At 54.0% G+C, this 20602-nt stretch carries 20 protein-coding genes and 1 pseudogene; 10 read left to right on the forward strand and 11 right to left on the reverse strand.

From position 1 onward, the window contains the following. The first annotated feature begins 9 nt into the window (after nucleotides 1-9). Both MKZ35_RS10290 and clpX read left to right on the forward strand, forming a co-directional pair. Complete coding sequence (locus tag MKZ35_RS10290; protein WP_084446619.1) at nucleotides 10-708, forward strand: ClpP family protease; 699 nt, start codon at nucleotides 10-12, stop codon at nucleotides 706-708. Between the two features lie 219 nt (nucleotides 709-927). Continuing rightward, nucleotides 928-2153: pseudogene (gene clpX, locus MKZ35_RS10295) on the forward strand (ATP-dependent Clp protease ATP-binding subunit ClpX). Between the two features lie 117 nt (nucleotides 2154-2270). Here clpX and lpxB read toward each other — a convergent pair. The 4 genes from lpxB to MKZ35_RS10315 form a co-directional block, all read right to left on the reverse strand. Then, on the reverse strand, nucleotides 2271-3380 hold the full coding sequence (gene lpxB, locus MKZ35_RS10300; protein WP_482513206.1) for a lipid-A-disaccharide synthase: 1110 nt from the start codon (nucleotides 3378-3380) through the stop codon (nucleotides 2271-2273). Nucleotides 3381-3438: 58 nt separating this feature from the next. Further along, complete coding sequence (locus tag MKZ35_RS10305; RefSeq protein WP_166072939.1) at nucleotides 3439-3855, reverse strand: 6-pyruvoyl trahydropterin synthase family protein; 417 nt, start codon at nucleotides 3853-3855, stop codon at nucleotides 3439-3441. A 125-nt stretch (nucleotides 3856-3980) separates the two neighbouring features. After that, nucleotides 3981-4988, reverse strand: a complete 1008-nt coding sequence (locus tag MKZ35_RS10310; RefSeq protein WP_482513207.1) for a FecCD family ABC transporter permease — start codon at nucleotides 4986-4988, stop codon at nucleotides 3981-3983. Beyond that, a complete protein-coding gene (locus tag MKZ35_RS10315; protein ID WP_482513208.1) occupies nucleotides 4985-5890 on the reverse strand; it encodes an ABC transporter substrate-binding protein in 906 nt (301 codons plus the stop codon). The genes MKZ35_RS10310 and MKZ35_RS10315 overlap by 4 nt, the downstream gene beginning before the upstream one ends. A gap of 234 nt (nucleotides 5891-6124) precedes the next feature. On the opposite strand from MKZ35_RS10315, the gene rfaD reads away from it, so the two are divergent. Then, nucleotides 6125-7090: an ADP-glyceromanno-heptose 6-epimerase gene (gene rfaD / locus MKZ35_RS10320; RefSeq protein ID WP_482513209.1), complete on the forward strand. Its 966-nt coding sequence runs from the start codon at nucleotides 6125-6127 to the stop codon at nucleotides 7088-7090. A 152-nt stretch (nucleotides 7091-7242) separates the two neighbouring features. After that, a complete protein-coding gene (locus tag MKZ35_RS10325) occupies nucleotides 7243-8625 on the forward strand; it encodes an FAD/NAD(P)-binding protein (RefSeq protein ID WP_482513210.1) in 1383 nt (460 codons plus the stop codon). A gap of 76 nt (nucleotides 8626-8701) precedes the next feature. On the opposite strand, the gene MKZ35_RS10330 is transcribed toward MKZ35_RS10325, so the two are convergent. Both MKZ35_RS10330 and MKZ35_RS10335 read right to left on the reverse strand, forming a co-directional pair. Next, nucleotides 8702-8959 (reverse strand): hypothetical protein, encoded by a 258-nt coding sequence (locus MKZ35_RS10330; RefSeq protein WP_482513211.1) that lies wholly within the window; start codon nucleotides 8957-8959, stop codon nucleotides 8702-8704. A gap of 192 nt (nucleotides 8960-9151) precedes the next feature. Then, the gene (locus MKZ35_RS10335) at nucleotides 9152-10159 is read right to left on the reverse strand and encodes a zinc-binding dehydrogenase (RefSeq protein ID WP_482513212.1); all 1008 of its coding nucleotides are present in this window, start codon (nucleotides 10157-10159) and stop codon (nucleotides 9152-9154) included. Nucleotides 10160-10547: 388 nt separating this feature from the next. Here MKZ35_RS10335 and MKZ35_RS10340 point away from each other — a divergent pair, with 388 nt between their 5' ends. Continuing rightward, entirely contained in the window at nucleotides 10548-11012 is a 465-nt protein-coding gene (locus MKZ35_RS10340) for a MarR family winged helix-turn-helix transcriptional regulator (protein ID WP_482513213.1), read from the forward strand. Nucleotides 11013-11082: 70 nt separating this feature from the next. Here MKZ35_RS10340 and MKZ35_RS10345 read toward each other — a convergent pair whose 3' ends face one another. Both MKZ35_RS10345 and MKZ35_RS10350 read right to left on the reverse strand, forming a co-directional pair. Beyond that, nucleotides 11083-11487: a thiol-disulfide oxidoreductase DCC family protein gene (locus MKZ35_RS10345; RefSeq protein WP_482513214.1), complete on the reverse strand. Its 405-nt coding sequence runs from the start codon at nucleotides 11485-11487 to the stop codon at nucleotides 11083-11085. A gap of 1186 nt (nucleotides 11488-12673) precedes the next feature. After that, a complete protein-coding gene (locus MKZ35_RS10350) occupies nucleotides 12674-13111 on the reverse strand; it encodes a hypothetical protein (protein WP_482513215.1) in 438 nt (145 codons plus the stop codon). A gap of 224 nt (nucleotides 13112-13335) precedes the next feature. Here MKZ35_RS10350 and MKZ35_RS10355 point away from each other — a divergent pair, with 224 nt between their 5' ends. The 4 genes from MKZ35_RS10355 (at nucleotide 13336) to MKZ35_RS10370 (ending at nucleotide 17718) form a co-directional block, all read left to right on the forward strand. Beyond that, nucleotides 13336-13959, forward strand: a complete 624-nt coding sequence (locus MKZ35_RS10355) for a hypothetical protein (protein ID WP_482513216.1) — start codon at nucleotides 13336-13338, stop codon at nucleotides 13957-13959. 121 nt (nucleotides 13960-14080) lie between these two features. After that, entirely contained in the window at nucleotides 14081-15592 is a 1512-nt protein-coding gene (locus MKZ35_RS10360; protein ID WP_482513217.1) for a hypothetical protein, read from the forward strand. 171 nt (nucleotides 15593-15763) lie between these two features. Further along, nucleotides 15764-16726: an MBL fold metallo-hydrolase gene (locus MKZ35_RS10365; protein ID WP_482513218.1), complete on the forward strand. Its 963-nt coding sequence runs from the start codon at nucleotides 15764-15766 to the stop codon at nucleotides 16724-16726. 131 nt (nucleotides 16727-16857) lie between these two features. Then, nucleotides 16858-17718 carry an RES domain-containing protein gene (locus tag MKZ35_RS10370; RefSeq protein WP_482513219.1) on the forward strand — a complete coding sequence of 287 codons (861 nt, stop codon included), beginning with the start codon at nucleotides 16858-16860 and terminating at the stop codon, nucleotides 17716-17718. A gap of 59 nt (nucleotides 17719-17777) precedes the next feature. Here MKZ35_RS10370 and MKZ35_RS10375 read toward each other — a convergent pair whose 3' ends face one another. Then, the gene (locus MKZ35_RS10375; protein WP_482513220.1) at nucleotides 17778-18272 is read right to left on the reverse strand and encodes a VOC family protein; all 495 of its coding nucleotides are present in this window, start codon (nucleotides 18270-18272) and stop codon (nucleotides 17778-17780) included. 259 nt (nucleotides 18273-18531) lie between these two features. Then, nucleotides 18532-19230, reverse strand: a complete 699-nt coding sequence (locus MKZ35_RS10380; RefSeq protein ID WP_482513221.1) for a Dph6-related ATP pyrophosphatase — start codon at nucleotides 19228-19230, stop codon at nucleotides 18532-18534. A 146-nt stretch (nucleotides 19231-19376) separates the two neighbouring features. On the opposite strand from MKZ35_RS10380, the gene MKZ35_RS10385 reads away from it, so the two are divergent. Beyond that, the gene (locus MKZ35_RS10385) at nucleotides 19377-19835 is read left to right on the forward strand and encodes a hypothetical protein (RefSeq protein WP_482513222.1); all 459 of its coding nucleotides are present in this window, start codon (nucleotides 19377-19379) and stop codon (nucleotides 19833-19835) included. 89 nt (nucleotides 19836-19924) lie between these two features. Here MKZ35_RS10385 and MKZ35_RS10390 read toward each other — a convergent pair whose 3' ends face one another. Next, complete coding sequence (locus MKZ35_RS10390; protein WP_482513223.1) at nucleotides 19925-20425, reverse strand: DUF4126 family protein; 501 nt, start codon at nucleotides 20423-20425, stop codon at nucleotides 19925-19927. Nucleotides 20426-20602: the final 177 nt, after the last annotated feature.

Here is a 20602-nt window from a genome sequence, read left to right on the forward strand (position 1 = left end):
TTATTTGCCATGCTGAATAAACAAGAATTCCGCAAGTTTGCTGTTAAAGGCCAAGGCCTGAGCGGCTTGGGTGTCGACCAGTACCTGCATCACATAGAAGGCCAGATGCGCCACTCCGTGACGGGCATGACCCGCTCAGTAATTGAGGAACGCCCAACGCGCTTCGCTGAAATTGACGTATTCTCTCGCCTGATCATGGACCGCATCGTGTTCCTGGGCACGGCCGTTGACGATTATATTGCCAATATCATTACTGCCCAGCTGCTGTTTCTGGAGTCAGCGGATGCCAAAAAGGATATTCTACTCTACATCAACTCGCCCGGCGGCTCAGTGTATGCCGGTCTGGGCATCTATGACACTATGCAGTATGTAGGTCCTGATGTGGCTACTATCTGTACAGGTCTGGCGGCTTCGATGGGTGCGGTATTGCTGGCTGGTGGTGCCAAAGACAAGCGTTCGGCCCTCCCCCACGCTCGCGTCATGATTCACCAGCCTTCCGGTGGTGCTCAGGGTCAGTCTTCTGACATTGAAATCACCGCTCGCGAGATTCTGAAGCTCAAAAAGGAGCTTTACGACATTCTGGCGCAGCACACGGGTAAGACCTATCAGGAAATCCATGATAACTCCGACCGTGACTACTGGATGCGTGCCGACGAGGCCAAAGAATATGGCCTGATTGATGAAGTGCTTGAGCGCAAAGTAGCTTAAGCTGCTTTGGGTTGCCTATGATGCTTTGACATGATAAGCGTCATGGTCAGAATTAAAACCCCATTTCCGGCCTAAGAACCGGGAATGGGGTTTTTACTTTTAAATAGAAGCCCTACAGTAGAGCAACTTTTTTTCGTACGCAGGGCGTTAGGCTTTTGTACCTTTGATGCCGCTCCGGCGTGAGCGGAGTTTACCTATCCTATTCTGATAATCCAGGCAATGGCAGATATTACGTGCTCCTTCTGCGGTAAGAGCAAAAAAGACGTCTCGGTAATGATTTCCGGCATCAACGCGCACATTTGCGAGCGATGCGTAGGTCAGGCCCAGCAGATATTGAACGAAGAGAACAAGATTCGCTCAAACAGCAAGACGCCGAAATTTAACCTCGTGAAGCCGCGCGAGATGAAGGAGTACCTGGACCAGTACGTGGTAGGTCAGGACGAAGCAAAAAAGGTAATGTCGGTAGCAGTGTATAACCACTACAAGCGCCTGATGCAGAAGCCTTCGACTAAGGATGATGTGGTGATTGAGAAATCCAACATCATTATGGTGGGCGAAACAGGTACGGGTAAGACCTTTCTGGCGCGTATGCTGGCTAATATTCTACAAGTGCCTTTCTGTATTGCCGACGCCACTGTACTGACTGAGGCTGGTTATGTGGGAGAAGATGTGGAAAGTATTCTGACCCGACTTCTTCAGTCAGCTGACTATAATGTGGAAGCTGCCGAGCGCGGCATCGTCTACATTGATGAAATTGACAAAATCGCCCGTAAGAGCGACAATCCCAGCATTACCCGCGACGTGAGCGGTGAGGGCGTGCAGCAGGCCATGCTGAAGTTGCTGGAAGGGACGACAGTGAACGTACCGCCCCATGGTGGCCGCAAGCACCCTGAGCAAAAGATGATTACGGTGAACACCGAAAACATCCTGTTCATCTGCGGGGGGCTTTTGTTGGCATTGAGCGCATTATTAAGAGCCGCTTGAACACCAAGCCCATGGGCTTCTCCAAAACAATGCTGGAGGAAAAGGTTGATACCCAGAATTTCCTGCGGTATGTAACAGCCGTGGATTTGAAGCAGTTTGGCCTGATTCCCGAGTTGATTGGCCGCCTGCCTGTGTTGACTCACCTCAACCCGCTCGACCATGCTACCCTGCGCAAGATTCTGACGGAGCCTAAAAACTCTATCGTGAAGCAGTATCAGCGGCTATTCGAGATGGAAAACATTAAGCTTTCCTTCTCTGAGTCAGCCATGGAGTACATCGTAGTGAAGGCGGATGAATATCGCCTCGGTGCCCGCGGCCTGCGCTCCATCTGTGAAAGCATTATGACGGATGCGATGTTCGATATGCCTTCGGAAACGGATGTTCAGGAGCTTGTTATTGACCTGGATTACGCACAGAGCAAGTTTGAAAAGTCACCATTGAAGCAACTACGAGCAGCATAATTAGAGTATAATAACGCTTTATAGAAAAGCCCGGAAGAGAATTCTCTTCCGGGCTTTTCTATTTTATGGCTGCCATACTTTTATAAGCTTAGATCAATACGTAATGGCGCTAAGCTACTAGTTTAAATATCCAACCATCAGCTTAGCGGCTTTCTGTGCGGCATTGCTACGACCAAGCTTCTCGCGCAGTTCGGCGTAGTCGGCTTTTTGGCGAGCGATATACTCTGGGTTTTCCAAGATATTTTTCAACTCTTGCACCAGATTACGGGAGTTGAATTCGCCCTGAATCAATTCCTTCACGACTTCTTTTCCTGCCACCAAGTTTACCAAGGAAATATAGGGCACCTTAATTAAGGCTTTGGCAATAGTATAGGAAACAATGCTGGTGCTGTAGCAAACAACCTGCGGTACATCGAACAGTGCAGTTTCGAGGGTGGCGGTGCCAGAGGTGACCATAGCGCCGTCGGCGTGGCGGAGCAAGTCGTAAGTTTGGTCAGAGACGATGGTGATGTTTTCGCCGCGCTGGAAGTTCTGGTAGTAATTGCGGTCAAGGTTGGAGACGGCCGCAATAACGAATTGGTAATTGAGAAACGGCGGCAGTACGGAAAGCATAACATAAAGCATGCTCTCAATTTCCTGTTTGCGCGAGCCGGGCAGCACGGCAATAATGGGTTTGTCGGCCGGAATCTGGTTACGCTCGCGGAAATCAGTGGAAGCTTCATGCTCAGCTACGGCATCCACGGTAGGGTTGCCGATATAGTCTACATCGTAGCCGAAACGCTGATAAAACTCCCGCTCGAAAGGCAGGATGACGAACATCTTATCGACCACGGCTTTCACGGTATGCACGCGGCCTTGGTTCCAGGCCCAGATTTTGGGCGAGATATAATAAAACACCTTGATGCCGTGCTGCTTGGCAAACTTGGCGACCCGCAGATTGAAGCCCGCGTAATCAACCAGAATCAGCACATCGGGCTTATAGGCTAGCAGATCGCGCTGACATTCTTTCAGAAACCCGCGAAACTTGAGGATGCTGGTGGCCGCTTCCAGGAAACCCATAATGGCCATTTCCTGGTAATGGTGCACCAATTTGCCCCCCGCAGCCTCCATCATATCACCGCCCCAGCACCGGAATTCGGCCGTAGTATCTTCCGTGCGCAGGGCACGCATCAGGTTTGCGGCGTGAAAATCTCCGGAACGCTCGCCGGCAATCAGGTAATATTTCAATGGGTACAGAATTGAATAGGTGACAGATTATTTGGGTGAGACTCACCGTAATAACCCTTTACTCGCCATAGTATTCCACGAAATTCCGGGGCGTTTCGTACAGCTTGATGCAGTGGAGCTGAGCGGAGGATATAGAGCCTAATTCGCGAGTCAGAATTTCCCAAAAGGCTACTACCAAATTCTCGGTACTGGCCATTTTGCCTTGCATGAAGGGCACATCCAGGTTAAGATTTTTGTGGTCTACCTGATCGGTGATGTGCTCGCGGATGAGGTTGCTAAGCTGTTTAAGGTCGATTACGAAGCCGGTCTCCGGGTCGGGCTGACCTTTGACGGTTACGATGAGGTCGTAATTGTGGCCGTGCCAGTTGGTGTTGGCGCAGGGGCCAAATACTTCACGGTTGCGCTCGTCGGACCAGTTGGGGTTGTGCAGCTTGTGCGCGGCATTAAAATGCTCCTGGCGGCTGACGTAAATCATTTGTGGCGGTGCTAGTAAAATAATGTGCGGATGCGGAATGAGGCCGGGCAGCAGCAAAATGACTAATAGCGCAGCGTATCAGCTTCTCAACCAATCAGCACATTGCACCTCAACTTAGCCGTCCCCTAAAGCGCTACGCGCTTTTTCCGCAGCAAATATACGAAGAACGGTACGCCGAAAAGGGCCGTGACCAAGCCCACCGGCAAGCCAGCGGGCGGATAAAGCAGGCGGGCCAGCAGGTCGCAGGCGAGCATAAAATTGCCCCCCAGCAGGGCGCAGAACAATAAGTTAGCCCTGCCCGTGACGCCCAGCAGCCAGCGCGTGAGGTGTGGAATCATTAGTCCGACAAAGCCAATGGGGCCGCAAAGCGCTACCACACAGCCAGTTAGGCCGGAGGCGGTGAGGATCAGTATCCAGCGCAGACGGGTCACGTTCAGGCCCAACGCCTGGGCTCGCTCCTCCCCTAGCAACAACACGTTCAGGTCTTTTTGCAAAAATGTAAACAGCACCAACGCCCCCCCGACTGCCACAGCCGGATACGGCAGCAGGTTCCAGCCGGCCCGCTCGAAGCTGCCCATCGCCCAAAAAATAACGGTGCTCAGCTTGGCATCGGTGGCGGCCAAGAACGTGACCAGACTGCCAATAGCGGCCGTAAGTGCGCCTACGGCCACTCCCGCCAGTAGTAATTGGGCTGGCCGGAGCTGGCCCTGTTGGGTACCAAGGGTAACTACTACTATCGTGGTGAGTAACGCTCCGGCCAGGGCGGCTAAGGGCGGCAGATAAAAGCCCCCCAGCACTAAGGTATCCAGAAAAGCAAAGCACAGAATTGCCCCCAGTGATGCACCCGAAGCCGTTCCGAGCAAATACGGATCGGCCAGGGCGTTATTGACCATAGCCTGCATCAGATAGCCACTGAAAGCCAGCCCCGCGCCGGCCAGCAGGGCCAGCAGCAGGCGCGGCAGACGCAATTGCACCAGCACCAGCTGCACCGGATCGGTGGGATCGTAGTGGGTGAGGGTGCGCCAGATGATGCTGTAATCTGTCTCGAAGCTGCCCACCCGAAGCCCGATAATCAGGAGCAAAAAGGTGAGCACCAGACTGGCCAGCAGCCAGGGACCAACGCGGCGACTCATAGCTGGGCCAAGCTTTGGCGGAGCAACCGTTGCAGCTCCCGCACCGACTCGACTACGCGCGGGCCGGGGCGCTCCATCAGGCTGCCGTTGATGCCGTAGATCTGCCGCGTTTGGTAAGCCCGGATGCGGCGCAGCTCAGGGTAGCTTTTGAAGAAGGTGCTATCGAGCTTGCCAAAACTGCCTCCCAGCAGCACATTGGGGTTAAGCTGCAGAATGTACTCACGCGTGAGGGCTGGATAAGGCTGCGCAAACTTCTCTACGACCGCATTTTGCCCCCCAGCCCGCCGAATTTTGTCCGTAAACAGCGTATTCTGTCCGTACACGTAGATGGGGTCCTGCCAGGTGATGGCCAGCACTTTGGGGCGTAAGTCACTGGGTGTTTGCTGTTCCAGCTGCTTTAGCTCCGCGGCCAGCGAGTCGGTGAGGTGGTGGGCCTGGGGTTCGCGGTGCAGGATGCGGCCTATATCACGCAGGCCACGCAGCACATCAGGTACGGTGGTGTAGCGCTGGTAATAGACTTGCACGCCTAGCTGCTGAAGGCGCGTGGCATCATCGAGCGAGGTGATACCTTCCACCGTAAATACGATATCAGGCTGTAGGGCTACTAAGCGCTCCATATCCAGCGGGTAGCTATTCACAATGGGCTTGCTCAGCACGGCTTTCGGAAAATCACACACCTGCGTACGACCAACGATAGTAGCTGTATCGGCCACGGCGTAGAGCATCTCGGTCATGGATGGAGCCAGAGCCAGGATGCGCCGCGGATGCGCCGGCACCACGACGGGCCGCCCAAGATCGTCGCGCAGATGCTGGGGGGCATTTTCCGTGGCCGCAGTAGTTTGGGGAGCTTTCTGATCGGAAGTACACGCCGTGAGCCATACTCCAAACAGGAGGAATGCCAAAGTTTGAAGCAAAAAACGAAGCATGGTGCAAAGATGGTGATTTAGCTTACTCCTGCTATTCAAATAGACCGTCATGCAGAGCGGCAGCGAAGCATCTCGCTCGCAGTAGTTAAGATTACTAGTCCTGCGTCAGCACGCGAGATGCTTCGCTGCCGCTCTGCATGACGGTCTGTTAAACATAGATTCAACCCTACTCCACGGCTTTTGCCTACTTTTAAGGCAAAACTTAGCCCTATGATCGTCGTCACTGGGGCCGCCGGCTTTATCGCCAGCTGCCTTGTCACCCGCCTGAATGCCGCCAATTTCAATGATATTGTGGTGGTCGATAACTTCACTGTGGAGCGTAAGCTTGCCAACCTGAAAGGCAAGCGCCTGCGCGAGTACGTGGACCGCAACGACTTCTTTGACTGGCTCGACAAAAACCACGAGCAGGTAGAATTCATCTTTCACCTCGGCGCCCGCACCGATACCACCGAGAAGAGCCGCCAAATTCTGGATTTGCTGAATCTGGAATACTCCAAAAAAGTGTGGCAGGCGTGCTGTCAGTACCAGCTGCCGCTGGTGTATGCCTCATCGGCGGCTACGTATGGCTCGGGTACGCTGGGCTACGCCGATGAAGACGCGCTGCTGCCGTTGCTGCGGCCGCTCAACCCCTATGGCGAGTCGAAAAATGACTTCGACAACTGGGCAGTGGCGCAGGAAGAGAAGCCCTTCTTCTGGGCTGGCTTGAAGTTTTTCAACGTGTACGGGCCCAATGAATACCACAAGGGCCGCATGGCCTCGGTGATATTTCACGCCTACGAGCAAATTCGGCGTACGGGCTCTATGGAACTGTTTCGCTCTCACAACCCTGATTTTTCTGACGGCGAGCAGAAGCGCGACTTTGTGTATGTGAAAGACGTGTGTGAAGTATGCTACTTCCTGATGCGTCATCGCAAAAATTCCGGCATCTATAACTTAGGCAGCGGCGAGGCGCGCACCTTCTTAGACTTAGCCCTCAACACCTTTGCGGCCCTCGACCAGACGGCGGATATTCAATTTAAAGACACGCCCGAAGACATCCGCGACACCTATCAGTACTTCACACAAGCCGAAATGCAGAAGCTGCGCAGTATCGGCTACGACCAGCCTTTCACCCGTTTGGAAGATGGTATTCAAGATTATGTGCAGAATTATTTGGTGAGCGGCACTTATATGTAAAAGCGCACTGGGGCTTACCCCAGCCGGAAGCTACGGGCCGCCCGCCTCATTTTTCTGGCTAAACAATAACAGCCTGGCCTTGGTAAACCCTTGGTCAGGCTGTCCGTTTTAAGGCCTACCTCCCGCCCTCCACCCGTTCTCACTCCACTTGCATGCCCCAGCGACGTACCATTACGATAATAGGCGCGGGGTTTTCGGGTTCTATGTTGGCTGTGCAACTTGCCCATGCCAGCGGCAGCTACCCTTACGATGTACATTTGGCAGATCCTCGCCCCGCTCCAGGCCTGGGTCTAGCCTATTCGGCGCCGCGGCCTGAGTATCTGTTGAATGTGCGCGCCGGTCGCATTAGTGCCTTTCCTGATAAGCCCCAGCATTTTGTAGAATGGCTGCACGCGAAAGGCTTACCCGCTGACGAGGCTGCATTTTGCCCGCGCCAGACGTATGGGCAGTATATTCAGGAGTGTGTCAGCCTAGTTCTGGGCGAAGTAGCCAATGGGATGCGCATTCACTGGCATTCTCAGGCAGCCGTAGCCGCTGTCATTGATAAGATGGATAACACAGCTTTGGTAGAGCTTGCTGATGGCCACGTATTGCGCACTCACCGCGTGGTGTTGGCACTGGGTAATTTTCCGCCATTGGGGCTCGCTGGGGCCGGATTGGGGGGCAATTTTTTACCGAACTATCATCCAAATCCGTGGGCGCCCGGCGCACTAACCGGAATTGCCCCCCAGGATTCGATTTTGCTTATTGGCACGGGCCTCACCTCTGTTGATGTACTAATGGCACTACACGCCGATGGGCACCAGGGGCCGATTATGGCTGTTTCGCGGCATGGCTGGTGGCCAACGGTACATGGATCAGCACAGCACGCGCTGTATCCTAGCTTTTACGCTTCTGAATTAGCTCATCTTACAGAGGTGAGCGCTGTAGTACGCGTAGTGCGCCAGCACATCCGCGCGGCCCAGGCTGCTGGCTATGATTGGCGCGATGTCATCGACTCGCTCCGTCCTGATTTAGGGCGAGTATGGTCCAATTGGCCATTGGTAGAGCAAAACCGCTTTCTGCGTCATATAGCGTCGGTTTGGTCGGTGGTGCGGCACCGGAGTCCGGAGCAGAATGTGGCAGTAGTAGAACGGCTGCGGGGCCGCGGCCAGCTACGAACTCACTTAGGCCGCGTGCTGCAAATTGCCCCCCAAGGCTCTGATTTAAGTGTAGAAATAAGCCACGGCGGCCAACACGCGCAGCTTACCGCCCGCCATGTCATTGCCTGTACCGGCCCTCTACTCGATTACAGTCGCGTGCAAGACCCACTGGTAATAAGCCTGCGCGAAGCGGGCCATCTTCTCCCCGACCCTTTGCGCCTGGGTATCCAAACCGACGAACACGGTGCTTTACTGGACGCTGCTGGCCTGGCTTCTGCGGTATTTTTCACCTTAGGCCCCAGCCGACGCCCAGCTTACTTTGAGTCAACGGCGGTGCCTGAGCTACGGGAACAAGCAGCGGCCCTGGCTCACCACATTCTTAGGCAGCTATGAACAAAGGCTGGTCGGAAAAGTCGGCAACAAAAAAGGGCGCCACATGTGGCGCCCTTTTTCTAATCATACTATCAGCCTAAGCAGCCTCAGCATACATAGGGATTACAGCTGCTTCAGCCGTGATTACAGTAGTTTCGGGAGCTACTGTTTCGGAAGCGTTACGGCGAATAGCACGCAACAACAAGTACTTGTACTCTTCCGCGTCAGCCAGTGCTTCTTCCAGTGCTTTCAAAGCATCGTCGTAGGTAACGACGGGTACCGATTCGGCAATTTCACCCGTGGGGTAGGTTAATTGAAAAACCGGTCCAGTGAGGTAATCAACAGGTAATTTCATAGCTAGGGAAGTAAGATACACGTCAGAAAAGCAATCAAAAAGACAACAGCTTTAAAGCGGTTTTCATTCCCTAACCCTGTTATTATAAACTTGTATTTTACTGCAAATTCCTACTTAAAATCTCATGTTTGAATCATTCATTTCTGTCTGATCACAAGCTCAAAATACAGGTAAATAACCTTATAGTCGAAGCTACAATTCCTTGACTTTGAGAACCACTTTGCCGAACTGCGCGCCCTCAGCCAACCGGCGAATAGCAGCTTCTCCTTCAGCAATGGGAAACACCTGATCCACGACGGGCACAATCTGCTTTTCCTCTATCAGGCTTACCATATCAGCGAAATCCTGCTCCGTACCCATCGTGGAGCCCAGAATGGTGAGTTGCTTCCAGAATACCTTAGCCGGTGGCACCTGCGGAATAGCGCCCAGCGTGCCGCCAAAGAACACGATACGACCACCGGGCGCGGCAGCATCGAGCAAGGCGTTGAAACTGGGACCAGCAGCACTGTCTATAACCACGTCAAAAAGCCCCCCAGCCTGCTTAGTGAGGTCAGCAACCCAGTTTTCGTCGTTATAATTGGCTCCTCCTTTGGCTCCTAGCTCTTGGGCGCGAGCTAGCTTTTCGGCCGAGCTGGACGTAACCCACACCTCGGCACCGCGGGCTACCGCCATTTGCAAGGCCAGCACTGCCACGCCCCCACCAATACCCGTGATAAGCACCCGCTCGCCCGCCTGCAAACCCGCCCGCGTAAAGGCCGCACGATACGCCGTAAGCCCTCCAAGAGGCAAGGCAGCCGCTTGCTCGAAGCTCAAATGGGCCGGCATGGCATGCACATATTGAGCGGGCACGCTAATAAATTCGGCAAAGGTGCCTTGGTCCGGCAGGCCCAGAATCTTGAAGCTTTTGGCCTGCGCTCTCGGGTTTTCGCCCCAGTTGTGGCCCGGATTGATGACAACTGCCTGGCCAAGCAGCGACTGATTGGCTCCCTCTCCCACGGCGCTTACTACGCCAGCACCATCAGAACCCAGAATGCACGGAAACTTCAGGCCGCCATATTGTCCCTTTTGAATCCAGACATCGCGGTGGTTGAAGGCAGCGGCTCGGAGCTCAACCAGCACTTCGCCAGCGGCGGGCTCAGGTGTAAGCACTTCCTGAAGGATAAGCGGTTCATTAATTCCGTCGAGTTGTAGAGCTTGCATGAAGTTAGGCTTAGTGAAAGAGTAGCATTTAGTACGCAGAGAAAGCAAAAAACGCATATATGGTTATAGTAAATATGATTACTATAACTATATTTACTATAACCATAGCTACTATGTATTATCCCTGAAAAACGCGTTGTGGACCAGATTGAATGCGGCCTGCTTTATCACCTAGAAAACGAGTCTAGATTTTTAGGCAACTATTCTGTACTGCGGAGCGACCTTGATGCAGCGGCTCAATTGGAGCGGCGGTTCTAAAGTACTACTTCCATTGAGAGTTCGGACACCGCTCAAAAAATTACTGGGGGGCTTTTTACGCACCATTATATGTCCTCCCGTATGATGAAGCAGCAGACTCAAATCACCCTCTTTCCACTACCTACACACGATGGTTGCCCAATCGCTTTTTTCCTTTGAAAGCCCGGATGACAGCCCCGGCTTTGTGCTTTGGCAGGTCAGTAATCATTGGCAGCGCGAGATAAAAAAGGCTTTGGAGAAATTTGGGCTCACGCATGCGCAGTTTGTGGTGCTGGCGGCAGCCTATTGGCTGGGGCAGCAGGGCAATGTCACGCAGACAGACTTGGCCGCTCATGCCCGCATCGATAAGATGATGACCAGCAAGTTGCTGCGGACGCTGGAGGCCAAAGGGCTCCTACTGCGCGCTGAGCACACCACTGATACCCGTGCCAAAGCCATAAGCTTAACTCCAGCGGGCGTACGGGCCGCCGTGCAGGCCGCGTGGGCCGTGGAAGAATTTGAGAACCAGTTTTTTGTCTCTCTAGGTGATGCTGCTGCGGTACTTAAGCAGCTGAAAACCTTACTGCCCAGTATTACGGAAGACTCTATCCTCTAATAGTGGCAGTTTAAGAGCCTTACTCCTTATAAAAGACGGACGATGGCTTGTCAGCTGCAAGCTGCACCATCTACAAAAAGCGCCCTGCCAGCTCAGGCGTAGGCAGCATGCAAGCCTCCTGCTGGCCAAACCATTGATACCGATGCCGGGCCACGAAGCGATACAGCGCGTCGCGCAGGGCACGCGGCAGGAGCAGGCCAACATAAAACAGCTGCCAAGCCCCACCCAAGCCGCGAAGAATGCGCAACACGGCAGTAGAATGGGTATACATCTGCCCTTCCTCAACCAATACTACGGTTTCGGGAGTGGCGGCTACAGTGGTACCGTATTGGGCCAGAAGTTTCTGGCCCACCTCTGATTGTAGGGAAGTAAAACGAAAATGCCCCCCAGAATCGTGATTAATAACGAACTGCACGAAGCCGTTACAGAGGTTGCAAACTCCGTCAAACAGAATAACGGCGGGCTGATGTGTCATAGGTAGCAGTTGGACTTATAGTTTAAACAGCTAAGCTGAAGAAGTATCTTCTACCAACCTTATGGAGCACAGATAATGCAGTTGATAAGCAAAGAGAAATCGTAGCTTTTGGAGCGTGTTGGGGTAGTAAACCTACAACGAATGGAACGACAATCGGCGGTATTACAACAGATGGTACAATGAGTGGCTCTACCACTCGATAAACAAATGGTGTGTCAGGTAGCCAACGAGATTCAAATTGACTTCCTCTTGTATAACTAACTGATTAACAGGTACAAAATACGGAATGAGTATCTCAGTCCGTATTTTGTACCTGTGGTTTTTTCTAAAAAACAGGTATTTCTTCTGCGTCTGCTTTTTGACTGCCTGCCATGATGCCGTCGTATAGCTGCTTAATCTTATTTTAATTTCTGTTCCAACCCACAACCAACATCTTTCCTTCATTTCATTATGAAACAATTACGGCTTAACGTTCTAACTGCTACTCTACTGCCAGCAACCCTGACCTTAGGTGCTTGTGGAAGCGGCGACAACGCTGGTGCCGGAGGCGCAAACGGCACATCAACGGAGGACGGTACCGGAACCTCCTCAGACACTGATATGATGTCCACTGATTCGGCTGGTGGATCCATGGAAGGTTCGACAACGGATATGTCTTCGACGAGTGCTAGCACAGCAGGTGGTTCTACTACAGGTGGTGGCATGACAGCTGGCTCAACCGCTGGCGGCACTGGCTCGACGGCCGGAACTGGTTCTACTGGTGCCACTAGCGGAGGTACGGGCACAGATACGGGTAGCGGTTCTACGACTCGCTAATTTTTAATAAAAGAGCCCCACACTTACTCTATTATTTACTGATGTTACGCGGCAACTGCACCTCTGCCTCAGAAAGAAGCTATTGCTGCTTCAGGAAACATCCTTTCCAAGCAATCGACTAATATGCCGCGTAACATCAGTTATTTAGTAGTACTCAAGCTTATATAGGATCAGACTTGATTATTATTTTGCCCTTCCTATATAGCTAAAATTCATAGCTGGGAGGGCATATTTATAATTAAATGGCTGTTTTATTGTCTGTTATTTTGATCTATTGCAAAAAATAAATTAAGGCATCGGTAACTATTCCTTTCGGTTTGCACGTAGAAGGGGCTCTTCGAATTATATCACCCGCTCCGGTTTAACCCGTTCACCAACTAATCCTTCCAATGAAAAAGTCACGGATTCTTCTTTCGACCCTCGCATTTGCCGGCATGTTTGCCTCAGCTTCGCTGATGTCATCTTGCGCCTCTACTGGCACCGATGGCACTACCACCAGCGGTAGCACATCAGGCACCACCAGCGACTCTATGACTGGCGGTAGCACCAGCGGTTCCACTTCAGGTACTACTTCTGGTAGCACTAGCGGCACCACCATGGGTACTACCAGTGGCAGCACCACGATGGGTACTACCAGCGGTTCTACCACAACTGGCACAACTGGAACCACCACGATGGGTACTACTTCGGGTAGCACCAGCGGCAGCACCACAATGGGTACTACCAGTGGTTCTACCTCGGGTAGCACTACCGGTACTACCAGCGGTTCTACTTCAGGTAGCACTACTACTGGTACCACTTCGGGCACAACTACCCGATAAGTTGATGTTCATTAATTTGAACATATAACCTATAAAAAGGGGGATAATTACCGACTGGTAGTTATCCCCCTTTTTATAAAGAGCAGTTGGCACTTTGACGTCAAATCTTGATGATCAACTTACTCTTACATCTTGCAGCAGCATTCAAGTTACCGTTTAGGTTTTCCTACTGCAATACCATTCATTTTCCTATTACTCTTTTTCCAAAGCTATGAAAAAATCAACGTTTGTATCGTTTGCTGCTTTATTGGCGGCTGTTTTTATTTCGGCAAGTGCTTCCGCTCAAACCACTGCTGGCTCTACCACGGGTAGCACGGGTAGCTCTACTGTTGGCTCCACCACCAGTGCCACTACAGGCACTACCTACGGCACCACTGCCGGCGCCACTACCGGAAGAGTAACCGCCGGCTCTACCACGACGGGTACCACCGTAGGAACCACCGCCGGTACTACTGCTGGCACCATGACTGCGGGCAGCACCGCCGGTACTATGACCACTGGCTCTACCACGGGCACCATGACGGCTGGCAGCACTACGTCGGGCACTATCACCGCTGGCTCTACGGCTGGCACAACGGCGGGTAGCACTGCTGGCTCTACCGCAGGCATGACGGCAGGTACTACTGCTGGTACAACCAGTGGCCGCACTAGAACGGCTACTCAGTCTACCCGCACTTCTACCACTGGCACTACCTCGGGCCGCACTAACACGCGCACCACTTCGGGCCGCACCACTACCGGTACCACCTCAGGGCGCACTACCGGTACTACGTCGGGGCGCACTACTACCGGCACTACATCCGGCAGCACTACTACTGGTAGCACTACCAAGTAATTTCCGATTCCGGCCTTAAGGTCGGTTGCTCTTTTGAAGGCGAAAAGGCAAACCATCCAACTAGGTGGCGCACCTTTTCGCTTTCTTTTTTCCTTTCATTTTGCCCCCCAGCGCGGCTCCTATGACCCGTGTCCTCGATTTTCTGCGCAGCCCTTTTGTTCTCGATCTTCGGGCACTGGCCTTACTGCGCATAGCAACCGCCGCCGTTGTCCTGACTGACCTGGCTATTCGCAGCACCGATTTGGAGGCGCACTATGCCAATATGGGCATTCTGCCTCTCCATGTGCTGTATGAGCGCAACTGGAATGCTTACCAAGTTAGTCTGCACAACATCAGTGGCTTGTGGCAAGTACAGGCGCTGCTATTTCTGGTGGCGGCGGGATTTGCCCTCATGCTGCTGCTGGGCTACAAAACCCGTCTAGCGACGGTGGTATCGTGGTTGCTGCTGGTATCGTTGCAGAATCGGAACCCTATCATTGGCCAGGGTGGCGACGACCTACTGCGGATGCTGCTCTTCTGGGGCATTTTCCTGCCCTGGGGCCGCATGTACTCCGCCGATGTGGGTCGGACAGAGCCTAAGCCGGCCTCCTACTCCTACTTTAGCGCGGCTACGGTGGCGTATATTGTGCAGCTGGCGCTGGTATATTGGTGTACGGCGTTGCTCAAAAATGCCCCCGAATGGACCACCGAAGGCACCGCTATTTACTACGCGCTCAGCCTCGACCAGGTGTTGATGCCGGGCGGCCGGATACTCTACCAGTTTCCGGAAGTAATGCGCTTTCTCACGTTTGCGGTTTATTACACCGAGCTGCTACTGCCGTTTGTGCTGTTCATTCCAGTGGGCGTGCCGTTCTGGCGGGTGCTGTTTGTGGTGGTGATGTACGGGTTTCATCTGGGCATCAGCCTGACCTTGTTTGTCGGGTTGTTTTTCCTGATAAACATGGCCTCTGTACTTGGTTTGCTGCCCACGCCCGCCATGAACTGGATAGATCGGCACATTCGGACCCGCACACAACGGCTTCAGTCACACTTGGCTCGCCTGAGTAGTTGGCGCAGCCCCGTGCGGGTGCAGGTCGAATCGAGCCTGAATTTGCCCCCCAAAACTATTCAGCTACTTCACCGCCTGCGCAATGCGGTGGTGACCTTGCTCTTGGCCTATATATGCTGGTGGAATCTGGATTCGATTGCCAATCCTTCGCTCACTATGTCGGAGCCGCTGCGCTGGTTTGGCTACCTATTTCGTACCGATCAGCATTGGGGCATGTTTGCGCCGGCTGTTTTCAAAGACGACGGCTGGTATATTCTGGACGCTACTACGCCCGAAGGGCAGCACATTGACTTGAACCGCAAGGGAAGGCCCGTTACGCTTACCAAGCCCAAGTCGGTGGTGTCGTTATTCAAAAACGACCGCTGGCGCAAATACTCCGAGAATTACCTGTTCATTTCCAACATTTATCTGCGTCCTTACTACTGCAACTACTTATTGCGCGTATGGAATGAAGACTCCGATAATGTTCCTGTGCAGCGTTTGGATGTCATTTATATGCTGGAGGTATCACAGCCCAATTATCAGGTGGCTACGCCACGCCGGGATGTGCTCTGCACTTGCGAAATCGCGCTTCCAGTAAAATAGCCAGCAGGTGCGGTTGCTGCCTTGCCTTTCTGGTTAGCAAGGCTACTCCCGTGGCCAGCGTTGTGTGTCTGGCTTGCTGTGGGGGGCTTTTTTGGTTGATTTTAGCTTCATAAGTCCCTAGCTTACCAATTACTACCTGCTTACCTATCTCTAACCAAAACACTTTTCTGTATGGCTAACCGAGCTAGTACGCCCGCCCTCCAGGCCGTTGCGCCGGGTATTTGGGGACTGCGTAATGTATTTACCAACCTCTACTATGTGCGCGAGCCCGAAGCTCCCACCAATGAATGGGTTTTAGTTGATGCGGGCCTGCCCGGTTCGGCGGGCACCATACGCCGCCACGCCGCCGAGATATTTGGCGCGGAAGCTCGTCCGGCGGCCATCATTCTCACCCACGGCCACTTCGACCATGTAGGAGCGCTGATTACACTTGCCAACGAGTGGGATGTGCCCGTGTACGCGCACCCCCTGGAGCTGCCTTACCTCACGGGTCGCTCGGCTTATCCCCCACCAGACCCAACCGTAGGCGGCGGAGTCATGGCCGCCATGTCATTCCTCTATCCTAAGCAACCTATTGACCTGGGTAGCCGAGTACAAGCCCTGCCCACCGATGGCTCGGTGCCGCATCTGCCCGGCTGGCGTTGGCATCATACGCCTGGTCATACGGCGGGCCACGTATCGTTTTTCCGTGAGCATGACCGCGTGCTGCTCGCCGGCGACGCTTTCGTAACCGTGAAGCAGGAGTCGGGTTCGGCGGTGTGGGAGCAGCGCCAGGAGGTGCACGGCCCACCTGCTTATTTCACCCAAAATTGGCCCCAAGCCCGACAATCGGTCACACTGTTGGCCGATTTGAAGCCCCATATTGCCGCCACTGGCCACGGCATTCCGATGCACGGCACGCAGCTTCTGCAACAGCTAAAGGAGTTGGTGGAGCACTTCGATGAAGTAGTTATTCCGAAGCACGGCCGCTACGTGCCCCAGCCCGCTACTGCCGACGAAACCGGCGTAACCTCGGTGCCGCCGCCCGTGGCTACCGCCTTCTCCAAGTGGGCGCTAGGTCTGGGACTGGCTGCCACCGTTGCCCTTTTCCTGGTGAAGAATAAGAAGAAGGGCAGGAAGTACGCTCGACGCTGATTCTTGTCGTAGACTATTGCTGGCTTTAAATGAGACCTCACTTTATCCCCTTTCCGAAGGACTAGAGTGAGGTCTCATTAGGTACTACACCAACCAAGCTCCTCTGTTCCTAAAATCAATCTATTCCATTCATGCCTTCCTCCCAACCCGATACCCACCCCACGGCTGCGAAGGAAATCAGCCAAAAAATAGCCGTTCTCAAAAAACTGGATCTGCGCAAGCACTCCATCGATGATCTGGTACCCCAAATGCGGGAAATACTGACGGGCCACGCCTTGCGCTGCATTGAGTTTGAACCGGGCCTAGTGCTTTATCGTGGCATACCTTGCCAAGGCGAGCCGCCCCAACGCTTTAGTGATGTATCGTATCCGCCGCCTGAACGAGTGAGCAAGGATCAGAGGGCCAATCGGGCCGGCAATCCGATGTTTTATTGCAGTGCTACCTGGCATCCGCCCTTTTTTGAGGCGGGCGTAAAGCCCGGCGACCACATCATTATCAGCCGCTGGCAAACGCGCAAGCCGCTGCGTATCGCGGGCTTTGGGTACGCCGACCTCTGCGCCGACGACCCCCACTCCGACCGCGAAGAGGCCCTGCAGAAGGCGCTCCAACGCTTGCCGGAGTCGGAGCGCCACGTGGCCGAGTTCCTGACGGGTTGCTTTACTCAACCCGTAGGCCCCGATGAGCAGCACAATTATCGCCTGTCCGTTGCCCTGACGGAGGCTTTCCAGTTGGGTGAGCAGTTTGATGGGCTGCTATACCCGTCAGCGGCCATGCCCAGCCCCTCGCACAATCTGGCGCTCCATCCGCGCTGCATTGACGAGCAAAAACTAGTGCTTAAGTATGTAGAACACATGTCAGTTAATCGGGTCGAAACCGAAACTATCGACGTGTGCTCACTCAATTTTGCCCGCGGCGTGGGGCCCGGTGAAGAGCTAAAGTGGCTCGACCAAGCCGGCAACTGGGTGCTACGCGAAGGTGCCCAGGTCAATTGACATTTAACAATTAACATTTAGCAGTGAGCAGGTTCGCTCTCAGTGTTAAATGATAATTGTTAAATGTCAACTGACGCCAATAATGCCGGAATGTCCAGCGGATCGGTAACCATATTGATTTCGCCGGCGGCGGAGCGGAGCCACTGCTCCTGCGGGCGGTCGTAGTAAAGCTCGACGCCATTGCCGTCGGGGTCATTTAGATAGACAGCTTCCGACACGCCATGATCGGCGGCGCCGGTAATGGGGTAGTCGGCGGCCAGCAGGCGCTTCAGGGCCACGGCCAGCTCCGGGCGAGTAGCGTACAGAATGGCTATGTGGTACAGGCCGGCCGTGTTGCGCGGGGCGGGCGGCCCGCCCAGGCTATGCCAGGTGTTCAGCCCGATATGATGGTGGTAGCCGCCCGCCGAGATAAACACGGCCTGCGTACCATAGCGCTGGGTTATTTGGAAGCCCAGTAAGCCGCAGTAAAAGCTAATGGCGCGTTCTAAGTCAGTCACTTTCAGGTGTACGTGGCCGATGCGAGTGGTGGCGGGGATAACATAAGGCTGGCTCATGGGGCGTTCGGGTTCAGGTATGACTACTGTTGCGTTATCCAAGTTATATGCAGCAGTTTCAGGATCAGCGTATAGACGTTGAACGCCGTAGTAGAGACGCAATATTTTGCGTCTCGTCGTTGCGGCCGTTAGCAGTTCAACGACGAGACGCAAAATATTGCGCCTCTACTCCCCGTACAATAATGGCAAAACCGCTTTAAAAACGCCTGCCTGTCTGCGTCAGGCCATTATAATAAGCTTGAAACAACCAGAATCTAGCCTACGCTGGCAGCAAATCACAATACCAAAAGCCGACTTCGGGAGCGCCGGGCGTGGGGGCCGGATAGGTGCGGCGCACCAGCTCGCCGCGCTCAAAAGGAATGGGGCGGCTGAAATACGGGGCGTCGAACACGAAGCTGTGGTACTCGCCATTCTCGCCGCAGGGGTCAACGCCGGGGGGCAAATCGCGCAGAAGATCGGCGTCGAGGAGGCGGCCGCAGAAGCTGGCGTCGAGGTGCTGCTCGTTTACGCATACTACCACGGCCTGAAAGCCCAGATCGAGGTATTCGCGCAGCAAATCGGCGGTGGGGCGCTGCCAAAGCGGAAAAATGCCCCCCAGCCCGATCTGCGCCAGCTGCTGCTCGCGGTAAGCCCGAAGGTCTTCCAAATAAATATCCCCGAAAATGGCCTGACTCACGCCTTGGGCCTGCAACGGGGCTAACGCATCGTGCATGAGACGCTCATACTCCTCCATGCTGGGCGATTCGGGCAGGGCCAGCTGCACCAGCGGCAACCCGATGCGCTGGGCCTGCGCTTCGAGCAAAGCTACCCGCACGCCGTGCATGGATACGCGCTGGAAGTGGGCATTGATGCTGGTGAGCAGGTGCGTAACCTGGTAGCTGGGGTTGCGAAGGGCGTGGTAGAGAGCAAGGGCCGAATCTTTGCCCCCACTCCAGTTCATAAGGGCTGAAACAGGCATCAGGCAAAGGTATCGGGCGGCGCGCAAATGGCCGGCCCGACAAAAACGCTGGGGGTGACCTTTATTGCTGATTTAGCTTCGGCTATCAGCGGGCGCTTGCCGTATACAGGCCTTCCAACCTAGTCTTTCAACCCAAACACTTTTTTATGAAACTCCAACAGCGTTACGCGCTGGCTATTCTGCTGGTCGCTACGGCCCCACTAGCCTCCTGCGACTACCAGAGGGGCCCCGGCAAAGACACCCAATTCGATAGGAACCTCAATTTGGAAGCCGCCCCCGAAGCCACTACGAACGAAATAGCCCGCGACAGCGTGAATCGGGTGCAAAACGTGCAGCCGCCGTTAGGCAAAGGCTCCGCCGCCGACCAGCAGATGTCCGTTGATAATGCGATGAACTCGGCACCTAGCGGCAACACGGCTACTTCGCCGCAAACGGCTTCGGGCCAGCCAGCGCCAGTGGATAAAGCACAGGATGGCAATAGCCAGAACGCCAAGCAGGCTCCTTCTCAAGCGTCGGGCACCGACCAAAGCGGCAATGGCACAACTTCCGGTGGTGGTAGCACTGGCAGCGGTGGCATGGGTGGCGGCTCTACTACCCAACGTTAAGAGCCGGAAGGCACGTAGCAATTAGCTACACCCAAGTATAAAAAAGCCCCCCAGCTTGTTGTTGGGGGGCTTTTTTTGTGAATAATAAGCTACTGAAGCTGATTGGTTGTGCTACGGCGGGCGTCTTGCACCACTGACAGGGCACTTTTGAGAACCAAACTATCTTCCACCACTGCCCATACCGTGTCGGGCAGGCCGGTGGTCTTGCCCAGCGTTTTGCGCAGATATAAGGCACCGTAGGTAGCAGCCACCGCCATGGCACTGCCCAGCAGAGCGCCAGTCAGCATACTATCGTTTTTGGCTTTGTAAGCCGCCGCGCCTACCAGTCCCCCAGCCAGAATGCGACCCGATAAAATAGGTGGCGACGTGCGGTCGGGCATACCGGGCAGCTTGTCAGCAACCATTTCGGTGAGGGCTACGCCCTTAAGAATCTTTGCCGTAGTGGGCGACTGCAGAAACCGTAAGGGCGAGCTGGCCAAAGCGGCAGAATTGTTTTTGGCCAAAGCGTGACTTAGCGTGGCAGGCGCCGTCATGCTGCGCATGCCGGCCATAGCGCCCAGGGCGAGTGTTTGTCGGAGTTGCTGAGACATTAGATTGGTTTTTAATGAAATAACGTATAAGGTCTTAAACGGACAGTATTGGCAGAAAGCCGACTGCCCAGCTTAAAAAAGTATAGTCTATTGTAGGTGTGTAAGGTTTGGTAAAAGCCCCCAGATGTTGTTAGCCACAAAAAAAGGCAGCCGATTCGGCTGCCTTTTGCATTTAAT

Source organism: Hymenobacter sp. R533113 (assembly GCF_056835965.1).

Bases quoted from the DNA above. Each gene is read 5' to 3' on its own strand.
- MKZ35_RS10290 (WP_084446619.1), top strand. From the start codon at position 10: ATGCTGAATAAACAAGAATTCCGCAAGTTTGCTGTTAAAGGCCAAGGC.
- MKZ35_RS10305 (WP_166072939.1), bottom strand. From the start codon at position 3,855: ATGATTTACGTCAGCCGCCAGGAGCATTTTAATGCCGCGCACAAGCTG.
- MKZ35_RS10310 (WP_482513207.1), bottom strand. From the start codon at position 4,988: ATGAGTCGCCGCGTTGGTCCCTGGCTGCTGGCCAGTCTGGTGCTCACC.
- rfaD (WP_482513209.1), top strand. From the start codon at position 6,125: ATGATCGTCGTCACTGGGGCCGCCGGCTTTATCGCCAGCTGCCTTGTC.
- MKZ35_RS10325 (WP_482513210.1), top strand. From the start codon at position 7,243: ATGCCCCAGCGACGTACCATTACGATAATAGGCGCGGGGTTTTCGGGT.
- MKZ35_RS10330 (WP_482513211.1), bottom strand. From the start codon at position 8,959: ATGAAATTACCTGTTGATTACCTCACTGGACCGGTTTTTCAATTAACC.
- MKZ35_RS10335 (WP_482513212.1), bottom strand. From the start codon at position 10,159: ATGCAAGCTCTACAACTCGACGGAATTAATGAACCGCTTATCCTTCAG.
- MKZ35_RS10340 (WP_482513213.1), top strand. From the start codon at position 10,548: ATGGTTGCCCAATCGCTTTTTTCCTTTGAAAGCCCGGATGACAGCCCC.
- MKZ35_RS10345 (WP_482513214.1), bottom strand. From the start codon at position 11,487: ATGACACATCAGCCCGCCGTTATTCTGTTTGACGGAGTTTGCAACCTC.
- MKZ35_RS10355 (WP_482513216.1), top strand. From the start codon at position 13,336: ATGAAAAAATCAACGTTTGTATCGTTTGCTGCTTTATTGGCGGCTGTT.
- MKZ35_RS10360 (WP_482513217.1), top strand. From the start codon at position 14,081: ATGACCCGTGTCCTCGATTTTCTGCGCAGCCCTTTTGTTCTCGATCTT.
- MKZ35_RS10365 (WP_482513218.1), top strand. From the start codon at position 15,764: ATGGCTAACCGAGCTAGTACGCCCGCCCTCCAGGCCGTTGCGCCGGGT.
- MKZ35_RS10370 (WP_482513219.1), top strand. From the start codon at position 16,858: ATGCCTTCCTCCCAACCCGATACCCACCCCACGGCTGCGAAGGAAATC.
- MKZ35_RS10375 (WP_482513220.1), bottom strand. From the start codon at position 18,272: ATGAGCCAGCCTTATGTTATCCCCGCCACCACTCGCATCGGCCACGTA.
- MKZ35_RS10380 (WP_482513221.1), bottom strand. From the start codon at position 19,230: ATGCCTGTTTCAGCCCTTATGAACTGGAGTGGGGGCAAAGATTCGGCC.
- MKZ35_RS10385 (WP_482513222.1), top strand. From the start codon at position 19,377: ATGAAACTCCAACAGCGTTACGCGCTGGCTATTCTGCTGGTCGCTACG.
- MKZ35_RS10390 (WP_482513223.1), bottom strand. From the start codon at position 20,425: ATGTCTCAGCAACTCCGACAAACACTCGCCCTGGGCGCTATGGCCGGC.